The organism is Polynucleobacter sp. AM-25C3, assembly GCF_018882335.1.
GTDB lineage: Bacteria > Pseudomonadota > Gammaproteobacteria > Burkholderiales > Burkholderiaceae > Polynucleobacter.
In genome coordinates this window covers 1-16,609 of record NZ_JACVOS010000002.1, presented here as the reverse complement: position 1 = coordinate 16,609, position 16,609 = coordinate 1, and the positions used below count along the sequence as shown (strand labels likewise).

Below are 16,609 nucleotides of genomic sequence, written 5' to 3'. Positions count from 1 at the left end.
TTTAGCTGACTCGTACTCGGGTCACACGCATCACATCGTGATTTGTGCGCAAGCTGCGCATCACCTTGGAAAGATGTAAGCGATCTGACACCTGAATCGTAAAGCGAATTGTCACTGAATCTTCTTTATAGCGGTCATTCATGGATACATTCATGATGTTGGAGTCAGCAGCAGTAACGCTGCTGGCCACTCTTGCTAACACCCCTTTGCCTTGACGCGTATCAATTGCGAGATCCACCTCAAATTCCCGATTCACTTCTTTGCCCCACTCGACCTCAACCCACTTATCACTGTCCCTGGATAACATTCTGAGGGCCACTGGGCAGTCATTGGTGTGGACCTGCAAGCCTTCACCCTTGCCAAGGTAACCAATGATGTTGTCACCCGGAATCGGATGGCAGCAAGTTTGAAAGCTAATCGAATTGCCTTCGCGACCATCTACCAAAATAGCCTGACGCTGATGATGGTGGGAGATAGTTTCTTGCTGAGGAGAAACCCAGTCACCTGCACCTAAACGCATCTGCTCTGTACCGCCTTCATCATCAATCAAAATATTTAGGCGAATGGCTAACTCTTGAGCAGAGCGGCGCCCCAGCGCGATATTGACGCAACCCTCTTCACGGGTTTTATCACCAGTCCAATGCAGGAGTTTTTCCCAAATCTCCGGGGAGAGTAATCCAGCATCTACCCCTTGTTGACGCAAAGCATTAGCCAAAAGACGTTCGCCCAATTGCAAAGACTCAGCATAGTGCTTCGTCTTGAGTGAATGACGAATGGAGGCACGGGCTTTACCTGTTCTCACAAATGCCAACCAACCTGGGTTAGGTTGAGAATTAGCCGATGTCACCACCTCGATGATGTCACCGTTCTTTAGTTCGCTGCGCAGGGGAAGCTGCATGCCATTAATTTTGACCGCCACACAGGTATTACCTACATCACTATGAATGGAGTAGGCAAAGTCTAAGGCGGTGGCGCCCCGCGGCAAAGCTCTAATCTGCCCCTTGGGCGTAAAGACATAAACCGCATCCGGGAATAAATCAATTTTGACGTGCTCTAAGAATTCTTGTGAATCGCCACTACTGTCTTGAATATCGATCAAAGACTGTAGCCACTGATGTGCGCGATTTTGCACCTCGCTCATATCAGGCGAGCCATCTTTGTAGGCCCAGTGCGCCGCGACACCTGCCTCGGCTACAGCGTGCATATCACCCGTACGAATCTGAAACTCAACTGGCACACCAGACGGCCCTAAAAGCGTGGTGTGCAAGGACTGGTAGCCATTGAGCTTAGGAATCGCAATGTAGTCCTTAAATTTACCTGGCATCGGCTTATACAAAGAATGTAATAAGCCTAAGGCGCGATAGCACTCATCAATAGAGTGGACGGTTACCCTAAAAGCATATACGTCGAGCACCTGAGAAAAACTCAAATGCTTGCTGCGCATCTTATTGTAAATACTAAAGAGGGTTTTTTCACGGCCCCGCAGATCTACCTCGAGGTTGGCTTTTGCAAACGACATGCGAGTATTCTGCAAAATCTTCTCAACCATCTCCTTGCGATTGCCCCGCGCCCGCTTCACTGCACCCTCAATCACTCTGAAGCGCATCGGCATCGAGAAACGGAAACTCAAATCCTGCAAGTCACGATAGATGATGTTCAAACCAAGACGATGCGCAATCGGGGCGTAAATCTCAATCGTTTCAGCGGCAACTCTGCGACGCTTCTCCATGGGAACGGCATCTAAGGTGCGCATATTGTGCGTACGGTCAGCCAGCTTGACGAGGATGACGCGAACATCACGCGCCATCGCCATAAACATTTTGCGGAAGCTCTCGGCCTGTGCCTCAGCATGACTTTGGAACTCTAACTTATCGAGTTTAGTTAAGCCCTCCACCAGCTCAGCCACCTTGCTACCAAACTTTTCTACTAGGTCTGCTTGCGTACAACCCGTATCTTCAATCACATCATGCAATAAGGCGGCCATGATCGATGGCGCATCCAGTCGCCAGGTAGCGCAAAGTTCTGCAACCGCGACAGGATGAGTGATGTAAGGTTCGCCACTATGGCGGTACTGGCCTAAGTGCGATGCGTCGGAGAACTGAAATGCTTTTTTAATTAAGGCAATCTCTTCCGGCTTTAAGTACGTCAGCTTAGAAATGAGTCCCTCGATCGAGACAACTTGATGCTTTAGAGGAAGGTTGGGCGCAGATGTTGGCCCAAATAAATGTCGACTAGATTGCGCCAGCAGAGTGGCGATGATCGAAGATTTATTGCTTTTGCTGGCCTCTTTAGGCGAGGCCTGACCTTTGGATGTCGAAGTGTTGGGGTCGCCTAAGGGGAGCTCCACGACGGAACCCCTGAATTACAAAGGTACTTTGGTCAACATGTCACGGTCAGTTACACCAGCAGCAACTTCACGCAACGCAACAACAGTTGCTTTATCTCTGGACTCAACACGTGGGGAGTGACCTTGAACTAATTGACGTGCACGATAAGTCGCGGCCAATACCAGTTCAAAACGATTGGGGATGGTTTTTAGACAATCTTCTACAGTAATACGGGCCATGCTGAACTCACTTAAATTTAGCTTCAATGCCTATAGGATAACTGATTAGACCCCAAGGCGTAGTAAAAGCGCAGGATTGCGAGCCATAATCGGGCCTGAGCGCAGGCGGCTAGCTGCAACCACCTGGCGTAAATCAATCAATGCCTGCTCAAAATCATCATTGATCACAATGAAATCTGCCTCATGGGCATGTTGGAGCTCTAAATGCGCTGCTGCCAATCTTCTCTGAATGGTGGCTTCATCGTCCTGCCCTCGTTTGCGCAAGCGCTCCTCTAGGGCCTCAAATGAAGGCGGGAAGATAAAGATCCACTGCACTTCTGGAATGATTTGACGAATCTGTTGTGCGCCCTGCCAGTCAATCTCCAACATGACATCGCGCCCAGTTTTCATCTGGGTTTCGATCCAGGCTTTTGAGGTACCGTAAAAATTACCATGCACTTCAGCGTGCTCTAAAAAATTACCTTGGTCACGCTCTGCAATAAATTCCGCTCTTTTGATAAAGCGATAGTCCTTGCCATCCACTTCACCCGGCCTTGGCGCGCGCGTTGTAGTGGAAAGAGAAAGCTTGAGGGCTGCATCTTCTTGCAACAAGGCATTGACTAAGGATGATTTACCAGCGCCCGATGGAGCAACGATCATCAACATACTACCTTGATAGGCAGGAGAAAGATTGGGTTTAAGTTTAGGGCTGGCCATAATGATTATCTAAATATCAATTACTCTAAATTCTGTACTTGCTCACGCATCTGCTCAATCAAGAGCTTGAGCTCTAAGGCTGCTTGTGTACATTCTTCTGAAACCGATTTAGAGCTCAAGGTATTGGCTTCGCGATTGAGTTCCTGCATTAAGAAATCCAAACGCTTGCCCACCGGCCCCTTGCCTGCCAGCGCGGTATCGACTACTTGAAGATGGGTCTTGAGCCGGGCGAACTCTTCAGCAACGTCGATACGAACAGCATAGAGAACTACTTCTTGGCGAATGCGCTCCATCAGCTCTGTGCCAGACCCACTGTTACCTTTGCCCTGCTCTTGAGCAGCCAATGCCTCAGCCAGACGCTCTGTGAGTTTCTCTTGATACTGAGCAACATAGACTGGCACCTTGGGTTCAATCACCTTAACAATCTCCCGCATCTTGCTAGTGATATTGGTGAGTACTGTGACCAAGGCTTTACCTTCTGCATGGCGACTATCCATGAGGGCAGCTAAGGCCGCACGGCCCGCTTCGACAGTAGCAGCAATCCAGCCATCTTCTTCACCTCTGGGCTCAGACACAATGCCGGGCCAACGCAAAATATCGGCAATACAGAGTGCTTCAGCATGGGGAAACGCGACTTGAGCATGCTCTTGCAGGGTATATAAGGCATCTAAGCGATCTTTATTCAGAGCGCCTAAAGCATGGGGGTTTGCCTTGGCCGCACCAGCGGCACCAGCATTGACCCGCCAAGCAGCCCGAAACTCGACCTTGCCCCGGGAGAGGCTTTGGGTAGCCATTTCTCGTAAGGCAGGCTCAGCCCCGCGACACTCGTCCGGAAGACGAAAGCCCAAATCCAGAAAGCGGCTATTTACAGCCCGACATTCCACTTGCAGATCAGCAACTACACCAGCCCCCAGGGAGACTTGGCGAGAAGCGCTGCCATAACCAGTCATGCTCGATATCATAGGGACATTGTAGATTCATTGTGAATTCCACCCAACCCTTTATGACCAATTCAGGATCAAACCAGATGAGTAGCTCTAATTGCAACCGCCCTAGTGGCCGCACCCCAACCCAGTTACGCCCTGTTAGCATCAGCCGCGCCTTTACCAAGCATGCAGAAGGCTCAGTCCTGATTGCCTTTGGCGATACTAAGGTGCTCTGCACTGCCAGCGTTTTGGAAAAGGTGCCTCCCCACAAAAAAGGCTCAGGGGAAGGCTGGGTTACTGCGGAATACGGCATGCTCCCCCGCTCTACTCATACCCGCAGTGATCGCGAAGCTGCTCGCGGCAAACAATCCGGTCGCACACAAGAAATTCAGCGCTTGATCGGTCGTGCAATGCGCAGCGTCTTTGACCTGAAAGTATTGGGCGAAAGAACAATCCACTTAGATTGTGATGTCTTGCAAGCAGATGGGGGAACTAGAACTGCATCCATTACTGGCGCCTATGTTGCAGCACGTGATGCGATTAACACTCTTCTTGAAAGCGGCGCACTCAAAGCAGACCCCATCATCGATAGCGTTGCTGCTATTTCAGTTGGCATCTATCAAGGTGTCCCAGTGCTCGACTTAGATTACCCGGAAGACTCTTCTTGCGATACCGATATGAATGTCGTCATGACGGGCAAAGGCGGCATGATTGAAGTACAAGGCACCGCTGAAGGCGCCGCTTTCTCCCGCGCTGAATTAAATGCATTGATAGATCTTGCTGAAGAAGGTATTCGTGATTTAACCCAATTACAAAAAGAAGCGTTTAAATAAAAAGATAAAAGGTAGATTGTGCAAAAGCTCGTTCTCGCCTCCAACAATGCGGGCAAGGTTCGCGAATTTCAGGAACTTTTGGCGCCTTTTCATTTTCAGGTGATCCCTCAAGGTGAATTAGGCATTCCATCCACGGAAGAGCCGCATCACACTTTTGTTGAGAACGCCCTTGCCAAGGCGCGTCATGCCAGCGCCGTGAGTGGCCTACCCGCACTTGCCGATGACTCTGGAATTTGTGCTCATGCATTAGGTGGTGCACCAGGCGTCTACTCAGCTCGTTATGCAGGTGTCGATGGAGATAGTGCTGCTAACAATCAAAAACTGATTACAGCACTCCAAGGTAAGACCGATCGTGGAGCGCATTATGTTTGCGCACTGGTGATGGTCAATAGCGCGAATGATCCAGAACCTCTGATTGTGCAAACCCGTTGGTATGGCCAGATCATGGATGAGGCTAAAGGTTCTCACGGCTTTGGTTATGACCCCCATTTCTTTTTACCTGAGCTAGGCAACACCGCCGCTGAATTAGAGCCTTCTGAGAAAAACCTCATCAGCCATCGCGGTCAAGCCTTGCGTGAACTCATCGCACAACTCCAAAACCGTGCTTAATACCCTCAATCCTATTTTGGCGACTGCGCCAAAATTGAGCGCGCTTCCCCCACTATCTTTGTACATCCACTTTCCGTGGTGCGAAAAGAAGTGTCCTTACTGCGACTTTAATTCGCATCAGATCAAAGAAGGTAATCAAGCATTTGATGAGGCGCGTTATATCAAGGCACTCATTGCTGATCTAGAAACAGAATTGCCCCGCGTTTGGGGTCGCCAAGTACACAGCATCTTTATTGGTGGTGGTACACCTAGCTTGCTATCAGCTAATGGGATGAATGAATTGGTCTCTGCCATTCGGGCACGCGTGAACTTAGAGCCTGATTGCGAGATCACCATGGAGGCGAATCCTGGCTCAGTCGAGACAGAAAAATTGGCTGGCTTTGCTAAAGCAGGAATCAATCGGGTCTCTTTAGGTATTCAGAGTTTTCAAGATGAGCAACTCAAAGCCTTGGGGAGAATTCATAACGGTGATGAAGCAAAGCGCGCGATTGAGATTGCCCTGCAACACTTTAAATCTGTCAATCTTGATTTAATGTTCGGATTACCAAATCAAACTTTAGAAGCTGCAAAGGCCGATATTGAAACTGCCCTCTCTTTCAAGACGCCGCACCTCTCTTTCTATAACTTAACGTTAGAGCCCAACACCTACTTTGCCAACTTTCCTCCCAAGCTGCCAAACGAAGATGAAATTGATGCGATCTTTGAGCAAAACTTAGCACTTCTAGAGGCAGCGGGTTATCGGCGCTATGAAGTTTCTGCGTATGCCAAGAAAGGTCAAGAGTGCAAACACAATCTCAATTACTGGCGCTTTGGTGATTACATCGGCATTGGAGCAGGCGCTCATGGAAAGATTTCCTTTCCAGACAAAATTACTCGCCAAGTGAGAGAGCGCCATCCAGAAACCTATATGCAGGCAATGGAAAACAAAGGTAATGCCTTGATAGAAGCCAGAGAGATTCCCGCCAAGGATCTTCCTTTTGAATTCATGCTCAATGCCTTGCGCCTGACTGATGGCGTAGATACCGTTACTTTTAGTGAGCGCACCGGCTTACCACTGAACGTCGTGTCAAAGGGATTGGATGAGGCGAGTAAGAAAGGTTTGCTAGATCCAAACCCCAACAAACTCAAAGCAACCGAACAGGGTTTGCGCTATCTCAATAATTTACAAGAGATGTTTTTGTAAGCTCTAGGAATTTTCTAAGAGACTTGGATTACTTTCCAGTCCAAATGGGTGGCTTCCCATCCAAGAAGGCAGTAACCCCACTCTTAAAATCATTACTGCCATAGCATTCCCGAATTAAGTCATTGCAATCCGGTAAGTTATTTTTTATGATTCTTGCTAAGGTTTGTTTGGTAGATTTCTGTGTGATAGGTGCAAGCTTCATTAATCTTTCCGCCAACCCATTTGCTTCACTCTCAAGAGATTCCGCAGGATAAGTAGCCAAGAGATAGCCTTGTTTAAGTAGATCAGGTGCAGTTACAAGCTCGGCCAATAACAGCATCCGCTTAACAATAGTGACACCTAGATGCGTCACGAGCCAAGCCACATTACTAGCGGACAAACAATTTCCTAATGTTTTAGCAATGGGTACTCCAAAGCGGGCATCGGGTGTGGAGATTCGAAAATCGCAGCAACTGGCAATCGCAAGGCCTCCGCCGACGGCCATACCATCAATCACTGCAATGGTTGGAATGGGTAACATCGCCAATGGGGCGAGATAGCGATCAATTCCCTCTTCATAACGAATCCCATCATCGCCATTCTGAAAGCCCGCAAACTGAGCGATGTCACTTCCCGACACAAAGGACTTGCCACCAGCGCCACGCAAGATAGCAACACGTGCTGCAGAACTGCTAGTCAAATCTTCACAAATGGTTTTGAGGCTTTGATACATCCCCACCGTCATCGCATTGCGAGCGGCAACATGGTCAAAGGTAATATAGGCAATGCCATTGCGAAGTTCTAAGCGGACTTCAGCAAGTTGCTCTGGATTGAGATTATCTGTTGTCATGAAATAAAAAACCCTCCCTCATTCAAGAGAGAGGGTTGCTAAATACTATAACTGAATAAGCTGATTCTAGAAATTATTCAGACTTGATATTCAAGCTCTTTACCAAGCGTTGATACTTTGCTAACTCGCCTGCCAAGAAAAGACTGAAGGCTGCTGGCGTTGCTGGGCCTTCTGGCTGCAAGCCTTGAGCATCCAATGTTTTCTTAATCTCTGGATCGTTAGTCGCTGCCTTGACTGCTTGATCGATCCTATTGACTACAGTAGGATCCATGCCTTTTGGACCCATGACAGAATACCAATTGGTGACATCAAAGCCAACAATGCCCACTTCATTGAATGTAGGCACGTTAGGAAGCAGTGACAAACGCTTCGGAGTGGAGATTGCTAAAGCCTTTAGGTTGCCCTGACGAATCTGCTGTAGGTTTGGTGGCAAGGTATCAAAGTTCATTGTGATTTGACCGCCCAATAAATCCACAATCGCCTGACCGCTTCCCTTATAAGGAACGTGATTCATTTCTACACCAGCAATCTTAGAGAACAAGGCCCCTGCTAAATGCTGTGTACTGCCAATACCAGATGAACCATAAGTCATCTGCCCCGGGTTCTGCTTAGCTAAGGAAATCAATTGCGCTACTGAGTTAACTGGAAGCGAGGATTTAACAACTAACACGTTAGGCACATAACCCAAATAAGTAATGGGGGTGAAGTCTGTTGCTGGGTTGTAAGGTACGTTCTTTAATACAAATGGAGAAATCGCATTGGAGTTGGAATGCCCCATGAGTAAGGTGCATCCGTCCGGATTAGATTTGGCAACTAGGTCTGCGCCAATAGTGCCTGCAGCGCCAGACTTATTTTCAATAATGACGCTTTGACCCAAGATTTCACTCATCTTTGGAGCAATTGCGCGTGCAACGATATCAGTGCCACCGCCAGGAGCAAAACCCACAATCAAGCGAATCGGTTTAGTTGGAAAGGCTTGTTGCGCACTTGCAGCGAATGGCAGAGCACTACAAATACCCAAAGCCAAAAAAGCAAATCTACGCAAAATCCGCTTAGGGGATTGATTGATCATACGGTCTCCATTATTTGTTTTATATTTATGGCTATCAATTAGCATTGCAATCTAAACATATAAAAACAATTGAGACAATGATGAAAACACCTATCGGCAAGCCTTTACCACTGGCTGGCGTCAGAGTTCTTGACGTGAGTCAAGTAATGGCTGGACCCTACTGCTGCATGCTCTTAGCTGACCTAGGTGCTGATGTCATCAAAATCGAGCCTCCTGGCACCGGAGATCAAACTCGTGGGGCAATGGGATTCAAGATGAAGGGTTCAGATAGCATGGGCTTTCTGAACATGAATCGCAACAAGCGTAGCGTGACCCTCAATCTCAAAACTGCAGCTGGCAAAAAAGTCTTCTTTGAGCTTGTTAAAACCGCAGATATCTTAGTTGAAAACTATCGTCCTGGCGTCATGAAAAAATTGGGTATTGATTACCCATCACTCAAAGATATCAACCCAGGCTTGGTCTACGCCAGTATCTCGGGGTTTGGTCAAACGGGCCCCTGGGCAGATCGCCCTGGATTTGATTTGATGGCACAAGCGATGTCAGGCGTCATGAGCGTAACAGGCTATCCAGATGGTCCTCCAGTCAAAGCCGGTGTTCCGGTAGCGGATATTGGTTGCGCCCTCTTTGCTGTCTATGGAATTTTGTCGGCTTACATTGGTAAGACCAAATCAGGTGAAGGTCAATTTATTGACGCCTCTCTATTCGATTCCGCATTGGCATTCTCGATTTGGGATACGGCGCAGTACTGGGGCACTGGAGTCGAACCCTACAAGCTGGGTACCGCTAATCACATGAGCGCCCCCTATCAGGCCATGAAAGCCTCTGATGGCTACTTTGTGATGGGTGCCACCAATCAAAAACTCTGGAAATTACTCTGTGAAAAAATTGGCCGCCCCGAGTTATTCGAAGACCCTCTTTTTAGGACCAATCCATTGCGCCTAGCCAATCGATTAATTCTGGCATCTGAATTAGAAAAAACTTTCGCCACTAAAACCAGCAAAGAATGGGTTGATCATCTTCTGGCAGCTGGCATTCCGGCGGGACCAATTAATACCTACCCCCAAGCATTTGATAGTGAACATGGACAGCATCGGAAGATGCGCATGGAAATTGATCACCCGATTGAAGGCAAAGTTCCGAATATTGGCTTTGCCGTCAAGATGATGGGCACGCCCCAGCAGGTCTCCCGTCACCCGCCTTTGCTAGGGGAGCATACCAATGAGGTACTCAACGAGCTAGGCATTTCTGGTGATCACTTGAAGGCTCTTACCGATGGTGGCGCTTTCGCAGTCTGAGTTACTGACTTGTTTCAGGAAAAACAAATGGGCTCCTTGGAGCCCATTTTTCTAATACCTACTTACTATTTAATTTTCTTTAAGCGCCATCGGAATTGGCGATTGGGGGAGCTTCAAACGGATCTTTGTTTGGTGTAGAAGTTGGAGCTTTTTTAGCTTTAGTGCCGGGCATCAACTCAAAGTCTGGAGTAAAGGTCGTTAAGGTACCACGCAGCTGCTCGAACGCTTTACGATCACCCTCAAACTTGGCTTTTCCTTCGGCCTGTAGTTTTTCAAAGGTAGTTTGACCACCCATGACTTTTTCTAAGTCACTGCGATTCAAGGTAATCGTTAGGCTTGGATTTTTATCCTGGTAGCCCTTGATATTGGTCAGCGCAGAGTTACTCATCTCGACCACAAACTTTTCACCATTATCCGGAGTGATGAGATTAATCCTGAACTTCATGCCAGCCGCTTTTTTACTATCCATGCTGATAGCCAAGGCGTTAAGCCAAAGCTCTGTAGTCATTGCCTTAATCATGTCAGGGCCGTTAGTCTTTGGTGATGCTCCAGAAGGCATGCCGTGACGCAACTCGTATGCAGCACCCAAGAAGCTATTGCGCACACTTGGGCTTTCTTTTTGATAGCCAATTTGTTCAAAAATGTCCGCTAGCAAATCTTTAGCTGCCGTGTTGTTTGGCTCCGCATAAACCAATTTATTCACAATCTCCATTGCTTCACGATATTTACCCTGTTTATAGAGCTGCCTACCCTTAGCCATGATTTTTCCTGAGCCACCCATCATCTCCACATACAGCGGCGCAGAATCTTTTGGTGATAAAGGAATCAAGGTCGCAGGATTAGCATCCCAGTAACCCAAGTAACGATTAATGACCGCGCGACTGTTGTGCTCCTCTGAGCCATGGTAGCTATGCGCTGCCCACTGGGACTTCAAGCTCTCCGGTTGTTTGTAGACGTTATGCACTTCATTGATGGTCACGCCATTGTTCGCCAAATGGAGAACTTCGTTATTCAAGTGGGCATAACTGTCACGCTGCGTGCGCATAACTTCTTGCACGCGATCATTACCCCAACGCGGCCAAGAATGCGAAGCAAACATCACTTGCGCTTCATTACCATAACGGTACAAAGCGTTGTTAATATTCTTAGACCATGCCAGTGCGTCACGCACTAATGCACCGCGTAAGGTATAAATATTGTGAATGGTGCCAGTAATATTTTCTGCAGCCCAGAATGCTTTCATCTGCGGGAAATAAGTGTTCATCTCCGCTGGAGCTTCTGTACCAGGCGTATTTTGGAACTCCATCTCTACGCCATCAACCGTCATCTTTTCAAATGGCTCATTAATCAGAATAGTTGGCTCAATTAAACCGAGGTTTCCTGCTGCAGTATTTTTACCAATCGACTGGTCAACGTGACCAAATGGGCTACGCGGCAACAAAACGCCATACTGGAAATACAAACGGCGTGTCATGGCATTACCGGCGTATACATTCTCTGCCACCGCGTGATCCATAAAGCCAGCTGGGGCAATAATTTTGACCTTGCCACTCTTCACATCTGCCTCATCCACTACCCCGCGAACACCGCCAAAGTGGTCAGCATGTGAATGGGAGTACACCACCGCGACTACTGGGCGCTTGCCCAACTTCTCATTCACCAACTCTAAAGCTGCTCTAGCAGTCTCTTTTGAAGTTAATGGGTCAAAGACAATCCATCCTGTATTGGTTTTAACAAAGCTAATGTTCGATAAGTCAAAACCACGAACTTGATAGATCTTTCCTGGAACAACCTCATAGAGGCCATAACCCATATTCAAGATGGCTTGACGCTGTAAAGAGGGATGAACGCTGTCAAAGTCCTTGCCTTGCAGTAGAAATTCATAACTACCCATATCCCAAGCAACGTTACCCGCGTCAGCCATAATCGTTTTATAGGCAGGCGCCGCAATAAATCCTTTTTGAGACTCTTCAAAGTCGCGCTTGTCTTCAAAGGGCAAGGTTTTACGCAAACCGCTTTGGAGTTCCACCGTAAATATAGAGGGGGCTTTGCCCTTGGGGTCAAAGTGCTTGCCTTGCATTGCACCAGCATCTACCACTACCCCGCCCCCGCCTGCAGCAAGAACTGGGTTAGCAGCAATCAAAGTAATGGATAGAGCGATCAGCGAGAGTTTGGTTTTCATAAAAAGCCTATGCATTGAATATAAATAGGACAACAAGTACTCTACGAATGTAAAGAGATGACTTGTTTTGGGCAATTAGCCCTTAGGCTAATAGTCGATTAGTGGGCTGAAGGCAAAAAGATAACGAATTGCGCGCCGCCACCACTCGCATCCTCATAACGAATATACCCGCCATGACGAGAGATGATGTGTTGACAGAGCCATAAACCCAAACCCATACCCGACTTTTTATTGCTGCCGGCGAGTAATTCAAATAGATGAGATTGAGCCTCAGCAGGAATACCTAGGCCATTGTCGATGACGAGTATTTCAACCCCCTCAGCGACATCATAGCTTTCTATTTTCAAAGTTTTGGGATTGGCAAGAGAATCGGTCAGCGCTTGAGTAGCGTTGTTAATTAAATTCAGGATGACCTGCTGAATTTCTGCTCGATTAACATCAATTAATGTACTGGATGAGAGTCTGAGAACAACCTGGATATTTTTTGACTGAATTTCAGGCTTAGTGATTTTGAGAACAGATTCAATTAAGACCCCAACTTCAACTTGCTCTGCGCCCATCTTTCCATCTGAAAAGATAGATCTGAGTGAGCGAATGATATTGGCCGCTCTTTGGTTATCAGACAGTAGTGCCGCTAAGATCTCTTGGTTCTGCTCAGCGCTTAGACTTCCTTCCGCAAGCTTCTTTTGCAAAAATTGAATATTTAAAAACGAAGCGCCCAATGGCTGGTTTAGTTCATGGGCAATGGAGGCAGATAAGGCTCCGGTAGCAGCTGTTTTATTAGCCTTTAACAACCCAGCTATCAAACTCTCCCGCTCTGATAGGAGATTCTTAATTTCAATATTTTCGCTCTTCGATTTAGCGTTTGCCAGGGCAACCTTTTCTGCCCAATAGCCGCCTAGCGCAATGTAAGAGAGCGTATTGATTACCAACTGAGCAATCGTCAGCAGAATCAACAACCGTGGAATTTGCTCCACCTTATTAATGGTGAAGCCAATTGAGGCTAAAACCCCCAGACGACCTAATGCTAAGAATAGTTCGGCTGCAGTTGCATACTGCAAATACATTAACTGCTGGGATGGCTCTGAACTTCTTTTATGCCTTAGCATCATAATTTGCCACGAGAAGAATATGACGGCTATTGCACACATAAATGCCGTGCGAATCTCATAATTTCCATAAACACGAAGAAATTCAAAGACCGGCACAAAGACAATCGCCGAGAGTGCGAAGCCATATTGCAAGCGCTTACTAATTGGGTCGATCAGAGATTTGCAAAACAACAACTGAAAAACAGCAGCGATGTAAAACAAGGAATTCGCTATTGTGAAATTAAAGTCAGGCTTTTCCAAGCTTTGAATCACCAGAATGCCACCACCGAAGATCAGCAAAGCGATGACATTCACCATCAATGAAGCCATCCAGTATCGATTGGGCCTCAGCTCACTTTGAGAGCGGTGATAGTGATAAATGCCCAATAGCAAACCCAGCTGAATCGTAGCCAGGATAAAAAAATAGAGGGCAATCAGTAGCTTCATAGGAGCTATCGTACAACGATCATCGCCTAGCTAGTCTACTGACCCCGCTTACTGGGTCAAGCTAGGTAAAGCGCCCGTTAAGACTAAGTAGAAAAAATAGAGTGATGTAATCAATATTAGGCCGCCCAGCAGATACTGCGGATAACGAATACCCTGCTCCGGCATGCCCTGTTTTTTTCCATCTACCATGGACTTCACTAGATTTTGCTTTTCCATCAGGCTCATCACTATTGCTGCAAGAATATGCAGAATGACAACTCCCAATGCCAAGCTAGCGACTGATTCATGAATCTCACCTGCAAAGTCGCCTAGAAGTTCCTTAACAGAGAGATAGCCAGAGACGCCAATCACAAGAATCAAGAGCATGAGTGCAACCATGACTAATCCACCAGCTGGGTTATGTCCAACATCGTGATGGGGGTGACCGCGCAGCATCGCCATAAAATGACCTAAAACAGCTTTAGGGCCTTTGAGGAACTGGGTAAAGCGAGCATAGCGTGTTCCGATCACACCCCACACTAAACGAATCAATATCAGCAGACAGGAAGTGTAGCCAAACGCATAATGAATCATCTGCAGTCGCTCACTCTCTGAAGTAAGCCAAGCCCCCGCAAAACAAATCACCAGTAGCCAATGAAACACGCGCACTGGCATATCCCACACCATAATTGCTTGCTTCAATTTGCCGGTAGCTCCAACTGTATCGTTCATGGGTGTATTCATTTTGCTGGGATCTTGATGTTGCTCTCACTAAAGTTACCCTTGGCTGCATCTGTGTGACAGGCGCTGCAATTGGCTGGACTCTTGATGCCCGCTCGTTTCCAAACATCCGACCTCACCTCATCATGCTTACGAATAAACCAAGAAGTTTTAGTAATGCGATTTTCGGGGGCAGTCTCCATGTATTTTTGACGAGTAGTAGCATTCTTGACCAGCCAATTGGTAATCTCCGCTCGCGTCTTAGGATCAACACTTGCATCCGTTCCGAAATGCTTTGCGAGACCAGACATGACGTTTTGCCAACTTTTTTCACTCAATAGTGCGGGCGGATAGGCCATATGGCAACTTGCGCATTCGGCATCGTAGGAGGCCGGGGCATCGGAAGGCATTGCCATTTTTCCAGCATATGCAGTTGAGCTTGCCAAAATTAAAGTGGCTGCAATAAATATAGTTTTTTTCATTTTCATTTTCATGGGGTTCATTTCACAGTCATTAGCCATGAGAGGACATCTGCTTTTTCTTGAGCAGTGCATTCTCTACCAAGCACATCATTGCAGTTACGCTTAAACCATTTCTCTGCCTTAGCTTCATCTGTAAAGCGTGCAGAATTGGCGCTCGGCGCCAAAGGCTTGATCACCTTGCCAGTAACAATATGTTTAGTGTCGTGATTGGGGGGATTTTCATGGCAAGAGGCACAACTCCACTCCTTGCCGTGTTTAGCATTAAAAAACTGCTCGCCTCTAATAGGGGATGCCTTACCAGACGCAGCCTCATATGACTTGAGCAAATCAGATGGCGTGGCTGCACTTGCAGACAATGTCGCCACCATTAAAAGTGATGCGCTTATCAATCTCAGAAACATAAATAACCCTCTTTTTTATATGTTTCTCTAAGTATGACCCATTAATATGACATATTAGACCTATAGATAAGCAGAATAGTCAGGTATTGAAGGGGCATTATGTTTATCCACCTTCAAAACTCGTTCTGATTAGTGGCATGAGTAATACAATCGCCATAAATGCTAAAACAAGCGCATTTATCAATTACCGCATGCCCGTTTTAAGGTGATGCATTTTAATTTATTAAGGATTAATACCATTATGAAAAAACTTTTAATTATTGTTCTACTTGCTGCTATTGCAGCCGGTGCCTACTTCTTGCTCAACAAACCAAAAGAACCTATTGCTGGCGTAGCTGCTCAAGAAGCCGCCCTCATTTATGACGGCGAAGTAATCAAGATTGATGCTGCAACTCGTACCGTTACCCTCAAAAACAAAGATGGTGAATCTACTATCGTTGCCGGCCCTGAAGTGAAGAACTTTGCTGAAATCAAAGTTGGCGATCGTTTTGACGTTGTCTACGAATTAGCTGTAGCCATTGAATTGGTTAAAGTAAAAAACCCAGGCACAACTAGCGAGCAAGTTACTACAAGCACTACAACTGCCCCACAAGGCGATAAGCCAGGCATGATCACCACCAACACCATTACTGCAACTGCTAACGTTGAAGCTATTGACGCTGCTAAAAATACAGTATCCTTAAAAGGTCCCCAAGGAAATATCTTCAAAGTCAAAGTTCAGAATCCTGACTTGATGAAAGATATTGCTGTAAATGACCAAGTTAAAGTGGTTTACACAGAAGCGATTGCTGCTGTAGTGAGCGCGCCAGCTGCTAAGAAGTAATCTAGCAACGCCCTTCTAGCACCTAGAAAGACAAAATCCCAGCAAGAAATTGCTGGGATTTTTTAATTTTAAGATTCAATTTGGGCTGCCAGCTTTTTAACTTGCATCTCCATTCCCGTAAAAATAGACTCAGCTACATCCATTGGAAATGGCCCTGTAATGCTCGACCTTACTTGATTTATGACAAACCCAGTCATCTCAATAACTTCGGCAATTAATTGCCGTGCTACATCAGCACGAAGACCTGCCTGCTGAGACTGAGCTAGCCAGTATCTATAGTGAATTTTATCTAGCAGATAGTGATAAGGGCCTCGCCTCGCCTCGCCCCGCAAAATCCACTCATCAGAATGGTAATACCCCCGCCCCTTAACCTGAGTTAAAAGTAGAATTTCTAAGTTGTTTGATTTAAAGGAAATTCTATGAAAACCTCCCGCTTTACCGATAGCCAAATCATGGCCATCCTCAAACAAGCCGA

Annotated in this window: 16 protein-coding genes and 1 pseudogene; 5 read left to right on the top strand and 12 right to left on the bottom strand. The window is 46.8% G+C overall.

What is annotated here, in order from left to right; all coding sequences use genetic code 11:
* Position 1: 1 nt before the first annotated feature.
* From ICN12_RS01255 to ICN12_RS01240, 4 genes are read right to left on the bottom strand one after another with little or no spacing between them, the layout of a single operon-like run.
* Positions 2–2,347 carry a RelA/SpoT family protein gene (locus tag ICN12_RS01255; protein WP_370624913.1) on the bottom strand — a complete coding sequence of 782 codons (2,346 nt, stop codon included), beginning with the start codon at positions 2,345–2,347 and terminating at the stop codon, positions 2–4.
* A 15-nt stretch (positions 2,348–2,362) separates the two neighbouring features.
* Entirely contained in the window at positions 2,363–2,566 is a 204-nt protein-coding gene (gene rpoZ / locus ICN12_RS01250) for a DNA-directed RNA polymerase subunit omega (RefSeq protein WP_011902918.1), read from the bottom strand.
* A 45-nt stretch (positions 2,567–2,611) separates the two neighbouring features.
* Entirely contained in the window at positions 2,612–3,262 is a 651-nt protein-coding gene (gmk, locus tag ICN12_RS01245; RefSeq protein WP_216270265.1) for a guanylate kinase, read from the bottom strand.
* 20 nt (positions 3,263–3,282) lie between these two features.
* On the bottom strand, positions 3,283–4,224 hold the full coding sequence (locus tag ICN12_RS01240; protein WP_216270263.1) for a YicC/YloC family endoribonuclease: 942 nt from the start codon (positions 4,222–4,224) through the stop codon (positions 3,283–3,285).
* 65 nt (positions 4,225–4,289) lie between these two features.
* Between ICN12_RS01240 and rph the strand changes: the two genes are divergently transcribed.
* From rph to hemW, 3 genes are read left to right on the top strand one after another with little or no spacing between them, the layout of a single operon-like run.
* Positions 4,290–5,021 (top strand): ribonuclease PH, encoded by a 732-nt coding sequence (rph, locus tag ICN12_RS01235; RefSeq protein WP_216270261.1) that lies wholly within the window; start codon positions 4,290–4,292, stop codon positions 5,019–5,021.
* A gap of 18 nt (positions 5,022–5,039) precedes the next feature.
* Entirely contained in the window at positions 5,040–5,630 is a 591-nt protein-coding gene (gene rdgB / locus ICN12_RS01230; protein WP_216270259.1) for an RdgB/HAM1 family non-canonical purine NTP pyrophosphatase, read from the top strand.
* The gene (gene hemW, locus ICN12_RS01225; protein ID WP_370624920.1) at positions 5,623–6,813 is read left to right on the top strand and encodes a radical SAM family heme chaperone HemW; all 1,191 of its coding nucleotides are present in this window, start codon (positions 5,623–5,625) and stop codon (positions 6,811–6,813) included. Before rdgB ends, hemW begins: the two co-directional genes overlap by 8 nt.
* Before the next feature lie 28 nt (positions 6,814–6,841).
* On the opposite strand, the gene ICN12_RS01220 is transcribed toward hemW, so the two are convergent.
* Together ICN12_RS01220 and ICN12_RS01215 are read right to left on the bottom strand one after the other, a co-directional pair.
* Positions 6,842–7,642, bottom strand: a complete 801-nt coding sequence (locus ICN12_RS01220) for an enoyl-CoA hydratase/isomerase family protein (RefSeq protein WP_216270256.1) — start codon at positions 7,640–7,642, stop codon at positions 6,842–6,844.
* Positions 7,643–7,715: 73 nt separating this feature from the next.
* Positions 7,716–8,714 carry a Bug family tripartite tricarboxylate transporter substrate binding protein gene (locus ICN12_RS01215; protein ID WP_216270254.1) on the bottom strand — a complete coding sequence of 333 codons (999 nt, stop codon included), beginning with the start codon at positions 8,712–8,714 and terminating at the stop codon, positions 7,716–7,718.
* 80 nt (positions 8,715–8,794) lie between these two features.
* On the opposite strand from ICN12_RS01215, the gene ICN12_RS01210 reads away from it, so the two are divergent.
* The gene (locus ICN12_RS01210; RefSeq protein ID WP_370624919.1) at positions 8,795–10,009 is read left to right on the top strand and encodes a CaiB/BaiF CoA transferase family protein; all 1,215 of its coding nucleotides are present in this window, start codon (positions 8,795–8,797) and stop codon (positions 10,007–10,009) included.
* 79 nt (positions 10,010–10,088) lie between these two features.
* Here the strand turns inward: ICN12_RS01210 and ICN12_RS01205 are convergent, their stop codons facing one another.
* The 5 genes from ICN12_RS01205 to ICN12_RS01185 all read right to left on the bottom strand — a co-directional run bounded on the left by ICN12_RS01205 (position 10,089) and on the right by ICN12_RS01185 (position 15,311).
* Positions 10,089–12,191 carry an alkyl/aryl-sulfatase gene (locus tag ICN12_RS01205; protein ID WP_216270251.1) on the bottom strand — a complete coding sequence of 701 codons (2,103 nt, stop codon included), beginning with the start codon at positions 12,189–12,191 and terminating at the stop codon, positions 10,089–10,091.
* Between the two features lie 98 nt (positions 12,192–12,289).
* Entirely contained in the window at positions 12,290–13,729 is a 1,440-nt protein-coding gene (locus ICN12_RS01200; RefSeq protein ID WP_216270249.1) for a sensor histidine kinase, read from the bottom strand.
* Positions 13,730–13,777: 48 nt separating this feature from the next.
* On the bottom strand, positions 13,778–14,440 hold the full coding sequence (locus tag ICN12_RS01195) for a cytochrome b/b6 domain-containing protein (RefSeq protein ID WP_216270247.1): 663 nt from the start codon (positions 14,438–14,440) through the stop codon (positions 13,778–13,780).
* 8 nt (positions 14,441–14,448) lie between these two features.
* Positions 14,449–14,910, bottom strand: coding sequence for a diheme cytochrome c (locus ICN12_RS01190; protein ID WP_255537634.1), 462 nt, complete (start codon positions 14,908–14,910; stop codon positions 14,449–14,451).
* Positions 14,911–14,927: 17 nt separating this feature from the next.
* Complete coding sequence (locus ICN12_RS01185) at positions 14,928–15,311, bottom strand: DUF1924 domain-containing protein (RefSeq protein WP_255537633.1); 384 nt, start codon at positions 15,309–15,311, stop codon at positions 14,928–14,930.
* A 241-nt stretch (positions 15,312–15,552) separates the two neighbouring features.
* Here ICN12_RS01185 and ICN12_RS01180 point away from each other — a divergent pair, with 241 nt between their 5' ends.
* Entirely contained in the window at positions 15,553–16,134 is a 582-nt protein-coding gene (locus tag ICN12_RS01180; RefSeq protein WP_216270245.1) for a hypothetical protein, read from the top strand.
* Between the two features lie 68 nt (positions 16,135–16,202).
* Here the strand turns inward: ICN12_RS01180 and ICN12_RS01175 are convergent.
* A pseudogene (locus ICN12_RS01175) lies at positions 16,203–16,609 on the bottom strand (hypothetical protein); the annotation flags it as partial.